The sequence below is a fragment of the Bacillus sp. B2-WWTP-C-10-Post-4 genome (assembly GCF_009183805.1).
In the GTDB taxonomy this organism is placed as follows: Bacteria; Bacillota; Bacilli; order Bacillales; family Bacillaceae_G; genus Bacillus_A; species Bacillus_A cereus.
Window position 1 is genome coordinate 1 of record NZ_WEII01000046.1, and the last position, 20348, is coordinate 20348.

Genomic DNA, 20348 nt, shown 5'->3' on the forward strand with positions numbered 1-20348 from the left:
TTCGCTCGACTTGCATGTATTAGGCACGCCGCCAGCGTTCATCCTGAGCCAGGATCAAACTCTCCAATAAAGTTAGTTTGTCTAGCATCTAAAATAAAAATTGACGTTTCACGTTGTTTGTTTCGTTTAGTTTTCAAAGTTCAATATCGCGTTTCAGCGACTTTTATAATATATCATAGTATATTATTTTCGTCAACAAGTTTTTTTGATAAGTTATATCTCTCATTTGCTGACTCTGCCTATTATATAGGCTTTCTTTTCCCTATGCAAGTATTATTATAAAAAAATAAAGAGAGGGAAAATCCCCTCTCTTATTCTTCTGAAGAAACCTCTTCACTCGTTTCTTCCTCTTCATCTTTTTGTGCTTTTGCTACCGTCGCTACCTCTTGGTCTTCCTCTAATCGAATTAGACGAACACCTTGTGTATTACGTCCCATTTGAGAGATTTGATCAACTGGCATACGAATAATAACGCCTGCCGCTGTAATTAACATAATATCTTCTTCACCTGTAACAGATTTAACAGCTACTAATTTACCGTTCTTATCTGTAATGTTACAAGTTTTCAGACCTTTACCACCGCGACTTTGCAGACGGTATTCATCAATCGGTGTACGCTTTCCGTAACCATTTTTCGTTACAATTAGAACATTTACATCCTCTTCGACAATTTCCATACCTACAACTTGGTCTTCATCGCCCAACGTAATAGCTTTAACACCTGCAGCATTACGTCCCATAGAACGAACATCTTGTTCATTGAAACGAATTAGCATACCGTTACTTGTCCCGACAATAATATCCTTATCACCCGATGTTAAACGTACAGATATTACCTCATCCTCTTCACGAAGAGAAATTGCAATTAAACCATTTGTACGTATATTTGCAAATGATGAAAGTGGCGTTCTCTTAGAAACCCCTTGTTTTGTCGTAAAGAATAAGAACTGATCGTCACCAAATTCACGAATCGGAATAATAGCGTTAATCCACTCACCCTTATCTACCCCTAATAGGTTAATAATTGGTAGTCCTTTTGCAGTACGACTATACTCTGGAATTTCATATCCTTTCGTACGGTATACTTTACCCTTGTTTGTAAAGAATAAAATATGATCATGAGTAGACGTTGTTAATAAATGTTCAACAAAGTCATCATCATTCGTACCCATTCCTTGCACACCACGTCCCCCACGGTTCTGTGTTTTGTACGTAGAAGCTGGTAACCTCTTAATATAACCGTTATGAGTTAACGTAATCGCAATGTTTTGTTCAGGAATTAAATCTTCATCTTCAATAAATTCCATACCGCCAATTGTAATTTCTGTTCGTCTCTTATCATTGAAACGCTCTTTTACTTCTGTTAATTCTTCACGAATAATCTCAAGAACTTTTTCTTCATCTGCTAAAATTGCTTTTAATTCAGCAATTAACTTCATTAAGTCTTGATATTCTTGCTCAATTTTTTCACGTTCTAATCCAGTTAAGCGTTGCAGACGCATATCTAAAATCGCTTGCGCCTGTTTCTCACTTAAACCAAAACGTTCCATTAAGCCTTGCTTGGCAATATCTGCTGTTTTTGAACTACGAATTAACGTAATAACTTCATCAAGATGATCTAAAGCAATTCGTAATCCTTCTAAAATATGAGCACGTGCTTCTGCTTTTTCTAATTCATAAGCAGTACGTCTACGAATTACTACCTTCTGATGCTCTAAATAATGATATAGATTTTGTTTTAAATTTAGTACTTGTGGCTCCCCATTTACAAGAGACAACATATTAATACCGAAACTTGTTTGAAGCGCTGTATGTTTATATAGATTGTTTAATAGTACGTTTGCATTAGCATCACGACGTACTTCCATGACAATACGCATACCATTACGATCTGATTCATCACGTAAATCTGTAATACCTTCAATTTTCTTATCGCGAACTAATTCTGCGATTTTTTCAATTAATCGTGCCTTATTAACTTGATAAGGTAGTTCAGTTACGATAATAGATTGTTTACCGTTTGACTTCTCTTCAATTTCAACCTTAGCACGAAGCATAATGGAACCGCGACCTGTTTCATAAGCTCTTCGAATTCCACTTCTTCCTAAAATTAAACCTGCCGTCGGAAAGTCTGGACCGGGAATATATTCCATTAATTCCGCGATAGTAATATCAGGATTATGACTTAATGCCAACACACCATCAATTACTTCGCCAAGCTGATGCGGCGGTATATTTGTTGCCATACCAACAGCAATACCTGTTGTACCGTTTACTAATAAATTAGGGAAACGCGCTGGTAGTACTATCGGTTCTCTTTCGGAACCATCATAGTTATCTTGATAATCAATTGTATTTTTTGAAATATCACGTATTAATTCCATAGAAATCTTAGACATTCTTGCCTCTGTATAACGCATTGCAGCTGCTGAATCTCCATCTACAGAACCGAAGTTACCATGCCCATCTACAAGCATATAACGTTGACTAAAATCTTGCGCCATACGTACCATTGTTTCATAAACGGCTGAATCACCATGAGGGTGATACTTACCGATTACTTCACCGACAATACGTGCTGATTTCTTATACGCTTTATCAGCTGTAATTCCTAAATCATTCATCGCATATAAAACCCTACGATGCACAGGTTTTAATCCATCACGAACATCTGGTAATGCACGAGATACGATAACACTCATTGCGTAATCTAAAAATGAGGTACGCATTTCATGACTAATATTAATTTCTCGAATTCGTGCTTGTTGTTGATTGTCTGACATCAACGAGCACCTCCTCTTACATTTCCGTTACACATACATTGATTTATATGTAGAAGACAGGAATACTTAGATTCCTGTCATTACTCATTTAAATATCAAGGTTCTTCACGTATTTTGCATTCTCTTGGATAAAGTTACGACGCGGCTCTACTTTATCTCCCATTAAAATTTCAAATGTTTCGTCTGCTTCAATTGCATCTTGAAGGGAAACTTGAAGTAATGAACGTACTTCTGGATCCATTGTCGTCTCCCATAGCTGAGTTGGATTCATTTCCCCTAGACCTTTATAACGCTGAATCCCTGGCTTAGGTTGGGCCGGTAATTCTGCTAAGATTTTTTCAAGTTCCTTATCGTTGTAAGCATATTGAATTTTTTTACCTTGTTGTATTTTAAACAACGGCGGCTGTGCAATATAGATATAACCACACTCAATTATTTGACGCATATAACGATAGAAGAACGTTAATAATAGGGTACGAATATGTGCACCATCAACATCGGCATCGGTCATAATAATAACCTTATGATAGCGTGCTTTTTCAATATCGAAGTCTCCACCAATATTTGTACCAATCGCCGTAATAATTGTACGAACTTCATCATTTGATAAAATCTTATCTAAGCGTGCCTTTTCCACATTAATAATTTTACCCTTCAGCGGTAAAATTGCTTGGAAATGACGATCGCGTCCTTGTTTTGCAGATCCACCCGCAGAGTCACCCTCTACGATGTAAATTTCACTAATTGCTGGATCTTTCGAAGAGCAATCAGCTAATTTACCAGGTAAACTTGAAACTTCTAACGCACTCTTTCGACGTGTCAATTCACGCGCTTTTTTCGCAGCTACACGTGCACGTGCAGCCATCGTACCTTTTTCTACAATTTTTCGCGCTACATTAGGATTTTCTAGTAAGAACTTTTCAAACGCCTCTGAGAATACAGACTCTGTAATTGTTCTCGCTTCACTATTCCCAAGTTTTGTCTTCGTTTGTCCTTCAAATTGTGGATTTGGATGCTTGATTGATACAATTGCTGTTAAACCTTCACGAACATCCTCACCAGTTAAATTACTGTCCGCATCTTTTAAAATGCTATTTTTACGACCATAGTCGTTGATTACACGAGTTAAAGCTGTTTTAAAACCTACCTCATGTGTACCACCTTCATACGTATGGATGTTATTCGTAAATGAGTAAATATTATTTGTGTATCCCTCGTTATATTGAAGAGAAACCTCAACCTGAATACCATCTTTTGAACCTTCTACGTACACAGGCTCTTCATGAATCGGTTGTTTTGAGCGATTTAAATGCTCAACATATGATTTAATTCCACCTTCGTAATGGAATTCTTTCTTTTGCTTATGTTCACGTTTATCTTCAATTGTTAATTTAATATTGCGATTTAAAAACGCTAATTCACGCATACGAGTTGCTAGCGTATCAAAATCGTATACTGTTGTTTCTTGGAAAATTTCCGGATCTGGTTTAAATCGAGTTATTGTTCCTGTTTGATCTGTGTCACCAATGACTTTTAAATCCGCAACCGGAATACCTCTTTCGTATTTTTGGTAATGGATTTTACCTTCACGATGTACAAATACTTCTAATTCTGTTGATAGAGCATTTACAACCGATGCCCCAACACCATGTAAACCACCAGAAACTTTATAACCGCCACCGCCAAATTTACCACCGGCGTGGAGAACAGTCATAATAACTTCTACAGCTGGACGTCCCATTTTTTCTTGTATACCAACCGGAATACCACGCCCATTATCCGTTACACGAATACTATTATCTTCTTCGATACTAACATTAATTTCATCACAATAACCTGCAAGTGCTTCATCAATACTATTATCTACGATTTCCCACACAAGATGGTGAAGCCCTTTTCCACTTGTAGATCCAATATACATACCAGGGCGTTTCCGAACTGCCTCTAGTCCTTCAAGCACCTGTATCTGACTTTCATCATATGCATTTTCTTGCATTTGCTTTTGTTCCATTGACACAAAGATCACCTACTTTTCCATTTAAACAGGGGTTATTCCCTATCTATTTCACAATCTACAGTGCCGTTCGTTACATGAATTGTTTTCGCTTCTTTTAATGTTTCGTGTTCAATTCCGTCGACACTCGTCGTTGTAACAAATGTTTGCACTTTTCCTTGAATTGTATTTAAAAGATGTGATTGACGATAATCATCTAATTCTGATAAAACATCATCCAACAAAAGGATTGGATATTCTTTAACCTCTGAATAAATCAATTCAATTTCAGCTAATTTTAGGGATAGTGCGGTCGTTCGTTGTTGTCCTTGCGAACCAAAGACTTGAACATTTTTACTATTAACGAAGAATTGTAAATCGTCACGATGAGGACCAATTAAAGTCGTACCACGGAAAATTTCACGTTGTTTCACAGATTGAAAACTTTCATAGTATACTTCTTTTATTTTCGACAAATCCATTGATTCTGATACATCTACACTTGGTTTATAGACAATTTCTAACTCTTCTAATCCACGGCTTATACCTCGATGAATTGGAGCTGCCCATTCCTGTAGCAAATGCAAAAATTCAAAACGTTTTTGCAGTATTTTCGCACCATGCTCAATTAGTTGAAGTGTAAATACATCCAACATCGTTTCCTCATTCTTACTATTCCCTTGCATTTTTTTCAACAAGTGATTTCGTTGCGTGAGCACCTTTTGATATTGACTTAATTCATACAAATATACAGGAGCTATTTGTCCTAATTCCATATCTAAAAAGCGTCTTCTTACTTGAGGGCTTCCTTTTACAAGATTTAAATCTTCTGGGGCAAACATGACAACGTTCATCACGCCAATATATTGACTTAACTTTTGTTGTTCAAGTTGATTTAATTTTGCCTTTTTACCTTTTTTCGAAATATTTAATTCCAAAGACAAAGAACTGTTTCTTTTTTGTAATTTCCCCTTTATTTGACCAAAATCTTCATCCCAGCGGATAAGTTCGCGATCATTAGAGGTTCTATGAGATTTCGCCATCGCTAAAACATAAATAGCTTCCATCAAATTTGTTTTCCCTTGTGCATTTTCGCCGATAATTACATTTACCTTATCTTCAAAGGAAAGCTCTAATTTTTCATAATTGCGATAGTTTTTTAATTGTATTTCTGAAATAAACAAAGGGCTCCCCCTTTATGCCTGAACTTGGAAAGTTCCGCTTCCTGGAATTTCAATAACATCATTCGCATATAGTTTGCGACCTCTTCTATTTTCAAGTTCGTTGTTCACGTACACTTCATATTCTTGTAAAAACCATTTTACAGCGCCACCTGTATCAATTACATCAGCTAACTTTAAAAATTGTCCTAGTGTAATATACTCTGTTGAAATTTTAATACGTTTCATAAAATCGCTCACTTTCTGAAAGTGTTCATTCTTTCATTGTACTAAATAAACTAGCATTAGGAAAGTAATACCCAAAAATCAAATAAGGGCCACTAGCATCTTTAAACTAGCAACCCTTATTCCTTACCTAGTAAGTACGAACCGGTAAAATTAATTGAATAATCGAATCATCATTTACTGTACGAATTAAGAACGGTCTCATTGCCCCAGTAAAGCTAACTTTAATCTCTGTACTATCCAAAGCTTTTAATGCATCCATCATATATTTTGCACTAAAAGATATTTTTAACTCTTCTCCATCTACTTTTTCGCATTGTACTTCTTCGACAACTTTTCCGATTTCTGGTGAATTCGAAGAAATCTCTAGCATTTCTTGCTCTAAAGTTGATAATTTAACAACGTTATTGCGGCCATCTCTTGCTAATAGTGAAGCACGATCAATTGCTTGTAGGAATTCTTTTGTATTTACAAAAATATCCGTTTTACTCTCTGCTGGAATTAAACGTGTCGTATCAGGATAATTTCCTTCTAACAATCTTGAGAAGAATAATAAATGTTTTGTACGGAATAATACTTGATACTCCGTAATAACGATATCTACCATTTCTTCAGACTCATCTAAAATTTTACTTAATTCATTTAAGCTCTTACCTGGAATAACAACATTAGCTTGGAATTCATCTGCAATGTTATGTCCTTCAATTTTTGCTTTTCGAAGTGCCAGTCTATGACTATCTGTTGCAATACAAGTTAACTCGCTGTTATATACCTTCCAGTTTACACCTGTCAAGATCGGTCTTGTTTCAGAAGTAGAAACTGCAAATACAGTTTGTCTGATCATATGCTTAAGTAAATCTGTTGGTATCTTAAATACATGATGTTCTTCAATCTGTGGCAATAACGGATATTCTGCAGAATCTAAACCATTTAAGTTAAACTCTGATTTTCCAGATTTTATTTTTGTCATAAAATGATTTTCTACAGAAATTTCGACAGTGTCTTTAGGTAGTTTTTTTACAATCTCACTAAAATATTTTGCCTGTAAAACAATGCTTCCTGATTGAGCAATTTCTACGATTTCTTTTCCATCTTCTTCGACTGGAATAAACGATTCAATAGAAATATCAGCATCGCTTCCTGTTAATGTAACCCCTTCTTCAGTAGCTACAACTTTAATTCCCGTAAGGATGGGGATTGTTGTACGAGAAGAAACTGCCTTCATTACATCTTGTACACCTCTTACAAGATAGTCTTTTTGTATTGTAAAACGCATAAAGAAAAACCTCCGGTAAGTATAAGATTTTATTTAATTAATAAAGATAAAAAAATAGTAGTAATAGTAATAGGGCTTGTGGATATGTGGATAACCCCTATAAAGGATGTAAAAACAGTCTATCTACATGTGGATAGACTGTGCGTAAAACAAGGTAAGTTATTCACACTATTCAGCTACTACTTTAAAATACCATTAATTTCTTCAACTTGCTTTTGTAATTGCGTATCGGTTTTTAGTAGTTTAGAGATTTTTTCATGGGCATGGATAACTGTTGTATGATCACGTCCACCAAATTCTTCACCTATTTTTGGTAAAGAGGAATCTGTAAGCTCGCGCGATAAATACATTGCAATTTGGCGAGGAAACGCAACTGATTTGGTACGTTTTTTCGCTTTAAAATCTTCTAATTTCACTTGATAAACATCCCCGACAGCTTTTTGAATATCATAAATAGAGATAATTTTCGGCTTAGAATTTGGAATAATATCTTTAAGTGCTTCAGCTGCTAAATCAGCATTAATATCTTTATTAATTAAAGATGAATAAGCTACAACTCGGATAAGTGCACCTTCTAATTCACGAATATTTGAATCAATTTGATTTGCGATATAAAGCATAACTTCATTTGGTATATCAAGCCCTTCAGCTTTTGCTTTTTTGCGTAAAATCGCAATTCGTGTCTCTAAATCTGGCGGCGTAATATCTGTAATAAGCCCCCATTCAAAGCGGGAACGAAGACGATCTTCTAAAGTCGGAATTTCTTTTGGTGGTCGATCACTAGAAATTACAATTTGTTTACTTTCTTCGTGTAATGCATTAAATGTATGGAAAAACTCTTCTTGAGTTTGTTCTTTTCCAGCAAGAAATTGAATATCATCTATCAATAAAACATCTACGTTGCGATATTTATTACGAAAATCAACAGCCTTATTATCACGAATAGAGTTAATAAATTCATTTGTAAATTTTTCTGATGATAAATATACAACTTTTGCATTTGGATTATGTTCAATTACATAATGACCAATTGCGTGCATTAAATGCGTCTTTCCAAGCCCAACTCCCCCGTAAATAAAGAGTGGGTTATACGCTTTAGCTGGCGCCTCGGCTACAGCTAAAGAAGCTGCATGGGCAAAACGGTTACCAGAGCCGATAACAAATGTATCAAATGTATATTTTGGATTTAACATGCTCTGTGGTAAATGAGCTGAATCATCTTGTGCTGGATTCGGCTTAACTGGAGGCAGATCAATATCCTCTTCAGCTTGACTTTGGGGAATAATAAAGCGAATTGCTAATTTTGCCCCTGTTAAATCGTATAGTGTTTCTGAAATTAGTTCGGAGTAATGAGATTCTAGCCAGTCACGAGCAAATTCATTTGGAGCTGTAATCGTTAATACGTCTTTCTTCAAGTTATGAGCCGTTGTTGATTTTAACCATGTCTCATAACTAGGCTTGCTTACCTTTTTTTCTAATTCTTTTAAGGCACTATTCCATAAATCAGAGATATTTTCCAAAGGTGTCCCTCCTTTACTAAGATGGTAAAAGAATAAGGTTGCGCAACAAATGTACAACCCAATAAATATAAAATGTATATTTATACGAAACGTATTTTAAAACCTAAAAACGTCGTTTGTATATGAGATAGGGTTTTCGACAAAAAAAGCAAATGTGGACAACTATTTACCCACATGTTATTAAAACTGTCCACATGTTATACACAAACTGTGGATAAAATAAAGGTGTGGAAAACTTATTCAAAGTGAAAACACAACTATAATATCAAAAAAAAGTGGCTATAGCAATGAATTTAAGAAAGTTATCCACAAAATCAATACCTTGTGGAATAAACTTGTCCACAACACGATATACTGTGTAAAAGTGCGAAAAAAGTTTGTGGATATAAAAAACGTGAAAAAACATTTATCCACAAGGAAATATAGGTACTGTGTAAAAGTATGTGAATAGGTTCAAAATGAATATTTGATGAAAATTTCTAGAACCATTGACATTTTCCTAGTTGATTAACTATAATTTATAGGACTGTCTTTAACAGATATTCCTCAGGGAGGTGTCATATAATGAAAAGAACTTACCAACCAAATAAACGTAAGCGCAGCAAAGTACATGGTTTCCGCAGCCGTATGAGCACAGCGAACGGACGTAAAGTGCTAGCAGCTCGTCGTCGTAAAGGAAGAAAAGTATTATCTGCGTAGACCACTGATCGTTCAGTGGTCTTTTTTTCTAATAATAGTGAATTTCCGCTGATGAAATACAGGAGTGTCAATTGATATGAAGAAAAAACATCGTATAAAGAAGAATGATGAATTCCAGGCGGTTTTTCAAAAAGGAAAATCAAATGCGAATCGTCAGTTTGTTGTATACCAATTAGATAAAGAAGAACAGCCAAACTTTCGCATCGGCCTTTCTGTTAGCAAGAAAATTGGAAATGCAGTAGTTCGTAATCGAATTAAGCGTATGGTCCGTCAGGCTATTACAGAGTTAAAAGATGAGATAGATTCTGGGAAAGATTTTGTTATAATAGCAAGGAAGCCTTGTGCAGAGATGACATATGAAGAAGTAAAGAAAAGCTTAATTCATGTCTTTAAACGCTCTGGTATGAAAAGAATAAAAAGGTAGCGTAAGGAAATGAATTACACTATATACATACCGATACAAGGAGGAGTAGGCTTTGAAAAAGAAATTAGGTTTACTAGCCATGGTCGTTGCATTAATGGCGATTGCCACCGGTTGTAGTGAAACGGGTCAGCCGATTACATCGAAAAGTACTGGGATTTGGAATGAATATTTCGTATATCCGCTTTCTCAGTTAATCACGTATTTTGCCGAATTATTTAACAGTAATTACGGTTTAGCAATTGTTATTACAACTCTTATCATTCGTTTTGCATTATTACCATTAATGATTAAACAAACGAAGAGTACAAAGGCAATGCAAGCGTTACAACCAGAAATGGTGAAGTTAAAAGAGAAATATAGTTCTAAAGATCAAGCAACACAGCAAAAACTACAACAAGAAATGATGCAGTTATATCAAAAGAATGGTGTAAATCCATTGGCAGGATGTTTACCGATATTTGTTCAGATGCCTATTTTATTCGCGTTTTATCATGCGATTATGAGAACAACAGCAATTAGTGAACATACATTTTTATGGTTTGATTTAGGAAAGGCAGATCCGTTCTTTATCTTACCGGTTGTTGCGGCAATTACGACATTTATTCAGCAAAAGCTTGCAATGGCAGGAACAGCTGGCCAAAATCCACAAATGGCAATGATGCTTTGGCTTATGCCGATTATGATTTTAATCTTTGCAATTAACTTCCCAGCCGCATTATCACTTTACTGGGTTGTTGGTAATATCTTTGGTATTGCTCAAATGTACTTTATCAAAGGGCCAGAAATTAAGGCTAGCAAAGCTGGAGGCTCAAGCAAGTGAGTGTAATTACTGCTAAAGGACAAACAGTCGAGCTGGCAGTAGAGGATGCTTTAAGGCAATTAAATACATCAAAAGATCGAGTAGATATAAATATTGTTGATGAGGGTAAAAGAGGATTCTTAGGTTTATTTGGGAATCGTCCTGCAGTAGTAGAAGTTGTATTGAAGAAAGATCCAATTCAAGAATGTGAAGAATATTTAAGAAATGTTATTCACGATATGGGTGTGGAAGTTGAGATTAGTAAAATTGTAAAAGGACGCGAAATTGAATTTACAATTTCTGGTGATAATGTAGGTGTTTTAATTGGGAAAAGAGGTAATACATTGAACTCTTTACAGTATTTAACAAAACTTGTCGCGAATCGTAACACGAAGCAGTATATCGGTATTACACTAGATGCTGAAAATTATCGTAGTAAAAGAAAAAGTACGTTAGAATCACTTTCTTATCGATTAGCAAAACAAGTATTTAATACGAAAAAAAGAGTTATTTTAGAACCGATGCCATCTTTTGAACGAAAAATTATTCATCAGGCACTATCAAATCATCAAGGTATCAATACAACTTCTGAAGGAAATGAACCACATCGGCATGTTGTAATATCTCCTAAATGACCGGTTGCTCAAATGAGTGCCGGTTTTTTTGAGCGGAAAATAGATGTGGATAACTAAAAAACACTAAACTTATCCACTGTGAATAAGTTTAGTGTTTTTTACATGGGGATATAATAAAATGAGTTATTCTTCTTTTGTAGATAGGTTCGTTATGGTATCCTAATAATTTAGTGAAAGAAATAATCATGTTGAAATAGAGATAAATAAGCAAGTGAGGTGAAAGGACATGGAATTTGATACAATTGCTGCGATTTCCACAGCGCTTGGAGAGGGTGCAATTGCCATTGTTCGAGTAAGTGGGGATGATGCGGTTGAGAAAGTTAATCGTATTTTTAAGGGGAAGGATTTAACAGAGGTTCCTTCTCACACTATTCATTATGGTCATATTGTTGATTTAGATACAAATCAAGTTATTGAAGAAGTTATGGTGTCTATTATGCGCGCACCAAGGACTTTTACACGTGAAAATATAGTGGAAATTAACTGTCACGGTGGACTTGTTTCAGTAAATAAAGTATTGCAACTTATTCTAGCACAAGGAGTACGATTGGCAGAACCGGGCGAATTTACAAAACGTGCTTTTTTAAATGGACGTATCGATTTATCACAAGCAGAAGCTGTTATGGATTTGATTCGAGCAAAAACAGATCGTGCGATGAATGTAGCAATTAATCAAATGGAAGGGCGATTATCTAAATTAATTGGTCTTTTGCGTCAAGAAATATTAGAAACATTAGCTCATGTTGAGGTAAATATAGATTATCCAGAATACGATGATGTAGAAGAGATGACACATAATATTTTAATTGAGAAAGCGACGCATGTTCGTTCGGAAATCGAAAAAATATTAGAAACATCAAAACAAGGGAAAATTTTACGTGAAGGTATTGCTACGGCAATTATCGGTAGACCTAACGTTGGGAAATCATCGTTATTAAATAGTCTTGTTCAGGAGAAAAAGGCAATTGTAACTGATATTGCAGGAACAACTCGTGATGTTATTGAAGAGTACGTTAACGTGCGTGGTGTACCTCTTAAACTTATAGATACAGCCGGTATTCGGGAGACAGAAGATGTTGTTGAACGAATTGGTGTGGAACGTTCAAAAGAAATGATGAGCCAAGCGGATTTAGTATTAGTTGTTGTAAACTATAGCGAGGCTTTAACAAATGAGGATGAAGAACTATTCCGTGCGGTACAAGGAAAAGAATTTATTGTTATTGTGAATAAGACTGATTTACCGCAAGCGATTGATATGGAACGTGTTACAGAGTTAGCCGCGGGAAATCGTGTTATTACAACATCCTTAATTGAAGAACAAGGAATAGATGAACTCGAAAAGGCAATAGCTGATTTATTCTTTGAAGGAACAATCGATTCTGCAGATATGACATATGTTTCTAATGCGAGACATATTGGATTATTAACACAAGCAGGAAAAACAATCGGTGATGCAGTTGAGGCGATTGAAAATGGTGTACCAATTGATATGGTACAAATTGATTTAACAAGAACGTGGGAAATACTTGGTGAAATTACTGGGGACACAGTGCATGAAAGCTTAATTGACCAGTTGTTCTCTCAATTTTGTTTAGGAAAATAATATAGTGAAGTTGTAGAAAGATAGAGATTATTAGGAGGAATAAACAATGGGATACAATGCCGGTTCATACGATGTCATAGTAATCGGTGCAGGTCATGCAGGATGTGAAGCTGGTCTTGCGGCAGCACGAATGGGCTCAAAAACATTAATGTTAACAATTAACTTGGATATGGTAGCATTCATGCCATGTAACCCTTCTGTTGGTGGACCAGCAAAAGGGATTGTTGTTCGTGAAATTGATGCATTAGGCGGAGAAATGGGACGTAATATTGATAAAACTCATATTCAAATGCGTATGCTAAATACAGGTAAGGGACCAGCCGTACGTGCACTTCGAGCGCAAGCTGATAAATTCTCTTACCAACATGAATTAAAGAAAACAATTGAAGAAACACCAAACTTAACGTTGTTCCAAGGAATGGTAGAGCGTTTAATCGTTGAAGAAGGTGTATGTAAAGGGGTAGTTACACAAGCTGGTGCAGAATATACAGCAAAGACAGTTGTAATTACAACTGGAACATTTTTACGCGGCGAGATTATCATGGGCGACTTAAAATATTCAAGTGGTCCAAATAATCAGCAACCGTCTATTACATTATCTGAGCATTTAGAGGAGCTTGGATTTGATCTTGTGAGATTTAAAACAGGGACACCTCCTCGTGTAAACAGTAATACAATTGACTACAGTAAAACAGAAATTCAACCAGGTGATGATAAGCCACGTGCATTCTCTTTTGAAACAACGAAATTTATTATGGATCAAATTCCATGTTGGTTGACATATACAAGTACAGAAACACACCGTTTAATAGATGAAAATTTACATCGTTCAGCTATGTATTCTGGTATGATTAAAGGAACAGGTCCTAGATACTGTCCTTCTATTGAAGACAAAGTAGTAAGATTTAATGATAAACCACGTCATCAAATTTTCTTAGAGCCAGAAGGGCGTAATACACAAGAAGTATATGTACAAGGTTTATCCACAAGCTTGCCAGAAGATGTACAACGTGACATGCTTAGAACAATTCCAGGCCTAGAAAATGTTGAAATGATGCGTACAGGTTATGCAATTGAATATGATGCAATTGTGCCAACACAACTATGGCCAACACTTGAAACGAAAAAGATTAAAAATTTATATACAGCAGGACAAATTAATGGAACTTCTGGTTACGAAGAGGCGGCCGGACAAGGGCTTATGGCTGGAATTAATGCAGCATGCCGTTCTTTAGGTAAAGAAGAAGTTGTTTTAGGTCGCGAGGATGCTTATATTGGCGTCTTAATTGATGATCTTGTAACGAAAGGTACAAATGAACCATATCGTTTATTAACGTCTCGTGCAGAATACCGTCTATTATTACGCCACGATAATGCTGATCTTCGTTTAACTGAAGTTGGTCGTAAAATTGGATTAATTAAAGAAGAGCGCTATGAGCGATTTACAAATAAAAAATTACAAATTGAACAGGAAAAGGAACGTTTAAGCAGCATTATTATTAAACCACGTCCTGAAGTTCAAGAATTAATTCGCAATATTGGCGGAAGTGAATTGAAAGATGGAATACGTGCAAGTGACTTATTACGTCGTCCAGAGATGACATATGAGCATATTCATCTTTTAGTACCAAGTGAAGTAGAATTAAGTGATGAAGTTAAAGAACAAGTTGAAATTCAGATTAAGTATGAAGGATATATTGAAAAATCTTTACAGCAAGTAGAGCGTATGAAGAAAATGGAGAATAAAAAAATCCCTGTAGATATTGATTATGATGCGATTTCTAGCATTGCTTCAGAAGCTAGACAGAAATTGAAAGATGTTCGCCCACTTTCAATGGGGCAGGCTTCACGTATTTCTGGCGTAAATCCAGCGGATATTTCCATTTTACTTGTGTATATAGAACAAGGAAAAATTGCACGCGTATCGAACCAATAAATAGTAAGGAGATATTGCTAGATGAACATAGAACAATTTCAATCTATGCTAGAAGAGAAGGGAATCACCCTCTCTTCTAGACAGTTAGAGCAGTTCAAAATCTACTTTGAAACATTAGTAGAGTGGAATGAAAAAATGAACTTAACGGCTATTACAGAAAAAGAAGAAGTATATTTAAAACACTTTTTTGATTCCATTACAGCTGCTTTTTATTATGATTTTTCAAAACCATTCTCAATTTGCGATGTTGGTGCAGGGGCTGGATTCCCAAGTATTCCTTTAAAAATTTGTTTCCCGCATTTAAAAGTAACAATTGTAGATTCGTTGCAAAAACGTATTAATTTCTTAAATCACTTAGCACAAAAGTTAGAATTAAGTGATGTTGCATTTTGTCACGATCGTGCTGAAACGTTTGGGAAAAAAGAAGGTGTACGTGAATCATACGATATTGTAATGGCACGTGCAGTTGCGCGTCTTTCTGTATTAAGTGAGCTATGTTTACCGCTTGTAAAAGTTGGAGGAACATTCATTGCAATGAAAGGTGCAGCAGCAAACGAAGAAATTGAAAATGGCAAGTATGCTTTAGAGGTGCTAGGCGGAGAGTTAAAAGAGATGTCTACGTTCCAATTACCGTTTGAAGAGAGTGAACGTAATATTTTATTAATCGAGAAAAAGCGCAAGACACCAAAGAAATATCCACGCAAACCGGGAACACCCAATAAATTACCTATTGAAAAATAAATCTTATTAGACGTAAGATTAAATTATATAAATGAAAACGTAAATGTTTCATAGGAAACATTTTATGGAGAATAGTCAATAGGCCTAAAAGGTGGTGGAATATGTATGAAAAATACGTTTTCTCGTTTATTTGGCTTTGGAGATAAAGAGAGCGAATTCGAATTACAAGACGAAAGCCATGAAGAGATAGATAAAAAGGTATATGAAGAAATACAAGAAATTCCGATAGTAAATATTACCCCTAACCGTTATCAACCAAGAACAGTTTTTGATGATGCGCGTATTGATGAGCTAGCATTAACAATTCGTACACATGGACTTATTCAGCCGATTGTTGTAAGGCAATATGAGGATGATAAGTACGAGATTATTGCTGGAGAAAGACGTTTTCGCGCGGCAACAAAGTTAGGTTGGGAAAAGGTTCCTGCAATTATAAAGAACTTAAATGATACAGAGACAGCTTCTGTAGCTTTAATTGAAAACTTGCAACGTGAGGAACTAACGGCAATCGAGGAAGCTGTGGCATATCAAAAGCTGATTGAGTTACATAATTTAACACAAGAAGCATTGGCACAACGACTTGGAAAAGGACAATCTACAATCGCAAATAAGTTGCGATTGTTAAAGTTGCCTGAAGAAATAAAAAGTGCATTATTAGAAAAAAGCATTACAGAACGTCATGCCCGCGCTCTCATTCCTTTAAAAAATGAGGAATTACAACTGAAAGTTTTACAGGAAATTGTGGAGAAACAACTAAATGTAAAGCAAACAGAAGAACGAATTGCGAAGTTACTAGAGGAAGCGAAACCGAAGCGTAAGGCAAAGCAAAAAGCAGTAAGTCGAGATACGAGGATTGCTATGAATACAATTAGACAATCTTTACAAATGGTTACTGAAAGTGGTTTGAATGTTAATTCTGAGGAAGAAGAATTTGATGAGTACTATCAAATTACAATTAAAATTCCAAAGAAAAAATAATAATGACGTGCTAGAGACCTTATCCTATTGGAGAGGTCTCTTTTACTATATTTTCTTGTTAAATGAAGAAGGAGTTTAGAAATAAATTTTGAAGTTTAATAAAGGACGTAAAAGAAAAAGTTTTATTTCATGTTACAATAAACGTAATTGTTACTAGAATAAGATAGAAAGGTTGAAAGTAGGTGACATCATGGGAAAAATCATTGCTATTGCTAATCAAAAAGGCGGTGTTGGAAAAACAACAACATCTGTTAATTTAGGGGCTGGATTGGCGCAAGTAGGTAAAAAAGTCCTTCTTGTAGATATTGATGCTCAAGGAAATGCAACGACTGGTGTGGGAATTGAAAAATCTGAATTAGATCAATGTATTTACAACGTTCTTGTGGAAGATGCAGATGTTCAAGGGGTTATACAGAAAACCGCAACTGAAAACTTAGATGTTCTACCCGCTACAATTCAATTAGCTGGTGCTGAAATTGAATTGGTACCGACTATTTCCCGGGAAGTACGTTTGCAAAGAGCATTACAGCCAGTTCGTGATAAATATGACTATATTATTATCGACTGTCCCCCATCTTTAGGGTTATTAACGATTAATGCATTAACAGCAGCGGATTCTGTTATTATTCCTGTACAGTGTGAATATTACGCACTAGAAGGGTTAAGTCAGCTATTAAATACAGTTCGACTTGTACAAAAACATTTAAATAAAAATTTAGCAATTCAAGGTGTATTGTTAACAATGTTGGATGCCCGTACAAATTTAGGAATCCAAGTTATAGATGAAGTGAAAAAGTATTTTAGGGATAAAGTATATCGCTCGATTATTCCGCGTAATGTACGCTTGAGCGAGGCTCCAAGTCATGGGAAACCTATTATGCAGTATGACGCTAAATCAAGAGGAGCAGAAGTATATATAGATTTAGCAGAGGAAGTGATTGCAGGTGGCTAAAGGATTAGGAAGAGGAATTAATGTGTTTTTTCCTGATTTAGATGTGAAAGAAGAGGAAACAATTCAGGAGATTCTTGTAACTGAATTAAGGCCGAATCCATATCAACCGCGTAAACACTTTAATAAAGAGGCGATTCAGGAATTAGCAATTTCGATTAAGGAACACGGTATTCTACAACCATTAATTGCTAGGAAGAGCATTAAAGGATATGAAATTGTTGCAGGTGAAAGACGATTTCGTGCTGCGAAAGAGGCTGGTTTAGAAAAAGTACCTGCGGTTGTAAGACAATTAAATGAACAGCAAATGATGGAATTTGCTTTGTTAGAAAACTTACAACGAGAAGATTTAAATCCTATGGAAGAGGCAATGGCATACCAGATGTTAATGAATGAGCTAAATGTAACGCAAGAACAATTAGCGAAACGTCTTGGTAAAAGCAGACCTTACATTGCAAATTATACTAGGTTATTAAGCCTACCTTCTTTCGTACAAGATATGATTGCAAATGGTCAACTTTCAATGGCTCATGGGAGAACTTTACTTACGATAAAAGATGAAGAACAATTGAAGTCCTTATTGAAACGCATTGAAAAAGAAGGATTAAATGTTCGTCAATTAGAGAAAATCGTCCAAGAGATTAATCAACACGTTTCACGTGAAACAAAAAAAGTGAAAAAAGAGCGAAATATATTTTTCGTAGAACGTGAAACGTTCTTAAGAGAAAAGTTTGGCACAGATGTGAAAATTAAAGAGACGAAAAAAGAAAAAGGTAAAATCGAAATTGAATTTTTTAATAAAGAAGATTTAAATCGTATTTTAGAACTATTAGCACAGAAAAATTAAAAAGCAAACCATCTTATTATTTATAGATGGTTTGCTTTTTTTAATGCGGATAATTTTTGATCCGTCTCTTTTATACTTTGTGCGATTACATCAGCCATTTTCATGACTAAACTTAATCTTGTATTTTGAAGAACGAAAAACTCCATAAACCCATTTAGATTGACGATACCGTGTATGTGCAAATCACCAACTGCAGGTAATTTCTTATTCATAGCAGCTCCAGGTTTACTAGGTCCCTTTCCAGTAGTGATCGATCCGATATTTTGGGACTTTCCTAAACATGCATCAACAGCAATTATAAATGCAGTAGGATATTCTTTCTGTATATTCTGAATTTTCTCTTCTAAATTTAGCGCATGTACTGGCTCATCTAGTGTACCGAATACTTGGAGGTTTTGGATGTCTATTTGTTCAAGTTTTGTACCAACTAATGGGCCGAGTGCGTCACCTGTAGAGCGATCTGTGCCGATACAAACGAGAATGAGTGGTATATTAGTTTTAATAGGAATATGGGTAAGTAAGAAATTACTGATTATCTCGGAGGCTTCTAGATCTTGGTGCATAACGTTTTGAGTTTCTTTCTCAAAAAATGGTAAGCGAAAACTTCCAATATTCATGAAGCACCCATCCTTTTAATAAATTTTCAATATATGTTATATGGTGAGGAAAATGGAAAGTTATAAGTGCATAATTTTTGCAAAATGTGAATGAAAACGGAAATAATAGTACTAGTATATATATATTCGTTCCATTTTATACCTGGATGTCGGGGATAAAATAGGATTAAAATCATAAAATTTTTTCAGCAATTAGGGGACTTCTGATACAATAATAAGGGTAACTAAAAAGAAATTTTAGCTAGAGAGGTAGAGGTACATGGATTTATTAGCGAAGTGGTTTAATTCTATGAAACAGTATTTATTAGATGCTGATCGTTGGGCTCATATTGGAGTTGCGACATTAAAAATATGTATTATTTTAACAATTGGTGCAGTTGTTGTGCGAATTGCAAGAGCGGTTGTACGAAATGCGTTTCGCATGGGAAGTCGTTCTCCAATTCAAATTTCAGAACGTCGTACAGTTACAGTAGCGAAATTACTTGAAAATATTGTAGCGTACGTTGTTATGTTCATTATGCTAATTGCTATTTTAGGTGTGTTTGATATTAATGCATCAGGTTTATTAGCGGGTGCTGGGGTAATTGGTTTAGCAGTCGGATTTGGTGCTCAAAGTTTAGTGAAAGATGTTATTACAGGTTTATTTATTTTGTTAGAAGATCAGTTTTCGGTTGGCGATTATGTTAAAATCGGTCAATTTGAAGGAGTCGTTTTAGAAATTGGACTTCGTACAACGAAAGTAAAGAGTTGGACAGGTGAAATTCATACTTTACCAAATGGAAGTATTGTTCAAGTTACTAACTACTCAGTTAGTAATAGTGTAGCGTTTGTTGATGTATCTATTTCATATGAGGCTGATATTGCGAAAGCAGAGCAAGTTATTGAAGATTTATTAGTAGAATTACCTTCAAAGTACGAAAAAATGGTAACAACACCTCAATTATTAGGTGTGCAAACATTAGCTGCATCAGAAGTTATATTACGTGTTATTGCTGAAGTAGAACCGATGCAACATGCAGTTATTGCAAGGGCACTTCGTAAAGAGATTAAAAATCGTCTTGATTTACATGGAATTGAAATTCCATATCCACGTATGGTTTTATATAATCGTGAAGAATTAGTTAGTGGAAAAGCAATTTAGT

18 protein-coding genes and 1 rRNA gene are annotated in these 20348 nt (G+C 35.3%); 11 read left to right on the plus strand and 8 right to left on the minus strand.

All coding sequences use genetic code 11. From position 1 onward, the window contains the following. From GBN78_RS17890 to dnaA, 7 genes are all read right to left on the minus strand, one after another. A 16S ribosomal RNA gene (locus GBN78_RS17890) occupies positions 1 to 70 on the minus strand; the annotation flags it as partial. A gap of 241 nt (positions 71 to 311) precedes the next feature. Next, a complete protein-coding gene (gene gyrA / locus GBN78_RS17895) occupies positions 312 to 2783 on the minus strand; it encodes a DNA gyrase subunit A (RefSeq protein ID WP_001282864.1) in 2472 nt (823 codons plus the stop codon). Between the two features lie 88 nt (positions 2784 to 2871). Beyond that, on the minus strand, positions 2872 to 4794 hold the full coding sequence (gene gyrB / locus GBN78_RS17900) for a DNA topoisomerase (ATP-hydrolyzing) subunit B (protein ID WP_000435982.1): 1923 nt from the start codon (positions 4792 to 4794) through the stop codon (positions 2872 to 2874). A gap of 38 nt (positions 4795 to 4832) precedes the next feature. Beyond that, positions 4833 to 5960 carry a DNA replication/repair protein RecF gene (recF, locus tag GBN78_RS17905; protein WP_000470745.1) on the minus strand — a complete coding sequence of 376 codons (1128 nt, stop codon included), beginning with the start codon at positions 5958 to 5960 and terminating at the stop codon, positions 4833 to 4835. A gap of 12 nt (positions 5961 to 5972) precedes the next feature. Then, complete coding sequence (yaaA, locus tag GBN78_RS17910; protein ID WP_000821364.1) at positions 5973 to 6185, minus strand: S4 domain-containing protein YaaA; 213 nt, start codon at positions 6183 to 6185, stop codon at positions 5973 to 5975. A 127-nt stretch (positions 6186 to 6312) separates the two neighbouring features. Next, the gene (gene dnaN / locus GBN78_RS17915; protein WP_001212884.1) at positions 6313 to 7458 is read right to left on the minus strand and encodes a DNA polymerase III subunit beta; all 1146 of its coding nucleotides are present in this window, start codon (positions 7456 to 7458) and stop codon (positions 6313 to 6315) included. Between the two features lie 179 nt (positions 7459 to 7637). Next, the gene (dnaA, locus tag GBN78_RS17920; protein WP_000428017.1) at positions 7638 to 8978 is read right to left on the minus strand and encodes a chromosomal replication initiator protein DnaA; all 1341 of its coding nucleotides are present in this window, start codon (positions 8976 to 8978) and stop codon (positions 7638 to 7640) included. A 564-nt stretch (positions 8979 to 9542) separates the two neighbouring features. Here dnaA and rpmH point away from each other — a divergent pair. From rpmH to spo0J, 10 genes are all read left to right on the plus strand, one after another. Further along, positions 9543 to 9677: a 50S ribosomal protein L34 gene (rpmH, locus tag GBN78_RS17925; RefSeq protein ID WP_000831901.1), complete on the plus strand. Its 135-nt coding sequence runs from the start codon at positions 9543 to 9545 to the stop codon at positions 9675 to 9677. Positions 9678 to 9753: 76 nt separating this feature from the next. Next, positions 9754 to 10101: a ribonuclease P protein component gene (gene rnpA / locus GBN78_RS17930; RefSeq protein ID WP_000726622.1), complete on the plus strand. Its 348-nt coding sequence runs from the start codon at positions 9754 to 9756 to the stop codon at positions 10099 to 10101. 52 nt (positions 10102 to 10153) lie between these two features. Continuing rightward, positions 10154 to 10921, plus strand: a complete 768-nt coding sequence (gene spoIIIJ, locus GBN78_RS17935) for a YidC family membrane integrase SpoIIIJ (protein ID WP_087876001.1) — start codon at positions 10154 to 10156, stop codon at positions 10919 to 10921. After that, positions 10918 to 11535: an RNA-binding cell elongation regulator Jag/EloR gene (gene jag / locus GBN78_RS17940; protein WP_000111516.1), complete on the plus strand. Its 618-nt coding sequence runs from the start codon at positions 10918 to 10920 to the stop codon at positions 11533 to 11535. Before spoIIIJ ends, jag begins: the two co-directional genes overlap by 4 nt. Before the next feature lie 226 nt (positions 11536 to 11761). Then, a complete protein-coding gene (mnmE, locus tag GBN78_RS17945; protein ID WP_098300441.1) occupies positions 11762 to 13138 on the plus strand; it encodes a tRNA uridine-5-carboxymethylaminomethyl(34) synthesis GTPase MnmE in 1377 nt (458 codons plus the stop codon). A 46-nt stretch (positions 13139 to 13184) separates the two neighbouring features. Next, on the plus strand, positions 13185 to 15074 hold the full coding sequence (gene mnmG, locus GBN78_RS17950; protein ID WP_000541055.1) for a tRNA uridine-5-carboxymethylaminomethyl(34) synthesis enzyme MnmG: 1890 nt from the start codon (positions 13185 to 13187) through the stop codon (positions 15072 to 15074). A gap of 21 nt (positions 15075 to 15095) precedes the next feature. Next, positions 15096 to 15815 (plus strand): 16S rRNA (guanine(527)-N(7))-methyltransferase RsmG, encoded by a 720-nt coding sequence (gene rsmG, locus GBN78_RS17955; RefSeq protein ID WP_001019628.1) that lies wholly within the window; start codon positions 15096 to 15098, stop codon positions 15813 to 15815. Positions 15816 to 15920: 105 nt separating this feature from the next. Further along, the gene (gene noc / locus GBN78_RS17960) at positions 15921 to 16793 is read left to right on the plus strand and encodes a nucleoid occlusion protein (RefSeq protein ID WP_000799016.1); all 873 of its coding nucleotides are present in this window, start codon (positions 15921 to 15923) and stop codon (positions 16791 to 16793) included. A 190-nt stretch (positions 16794 to 16983) separates the two neighbouring features. Next, positions 16984 to 17745 (plus strand): sporulation initiation inhibitor protein Soj, encoded by a 762-nt coding sequence (soj, locus tag GBN78_RS17965; protein ID WP_000516115.1) that lies wholly within the window; start codon positions 16984 to 16986, stop codon positions 17743 to 17745. Beyond that, on the plus strand, positions 17738 to 18589 hold the full coding sequence (spo0J, locus tag GBN78_RS17970; RefSeq protein WP_001051829.1) for a stage 0 sporulation protein Spo0J: 852 nt from the start codon (positions 17738 to 17740) through the stop codon (positions 18587 to 18589). Before soj ends, spo0J begins: the two co-directional genes overlap by 8 nt. A 20-nt stretch (positions 18590 to 18609) precedes the next feature. On the opposite strand, the gene yyaC is transcribed toward spo0J, so the two are convergent. Next, complete coding sequence (gene yyaC / locus GBN78_RS17975; protein ID WP_001020715.1) at positions 18610 to 19206, minus strand: spore protease YyaC; 597 nt, start codon at positions 19204 to 19206, stop codon at positions 18610 to 18612. A gap of 259 nt (positions 19207 to 19465) precedes the next feature. Between yyaC and GBN78_RS17980 the strand changes: the two genes are divergently transcribed. Next, on the plus strand, positions 19466 to 20347 hold the full coding sequence (locus GBN78_RS17980; RefSeq protein WP_000364815.1) for a mechanosensitive ion channel family protein: 882 nt from the start codon (positions 19466 to 19468) through the stop codon (positions 20345 to 20347). Position 20348 lies beyond the last annotated feature (1 nt).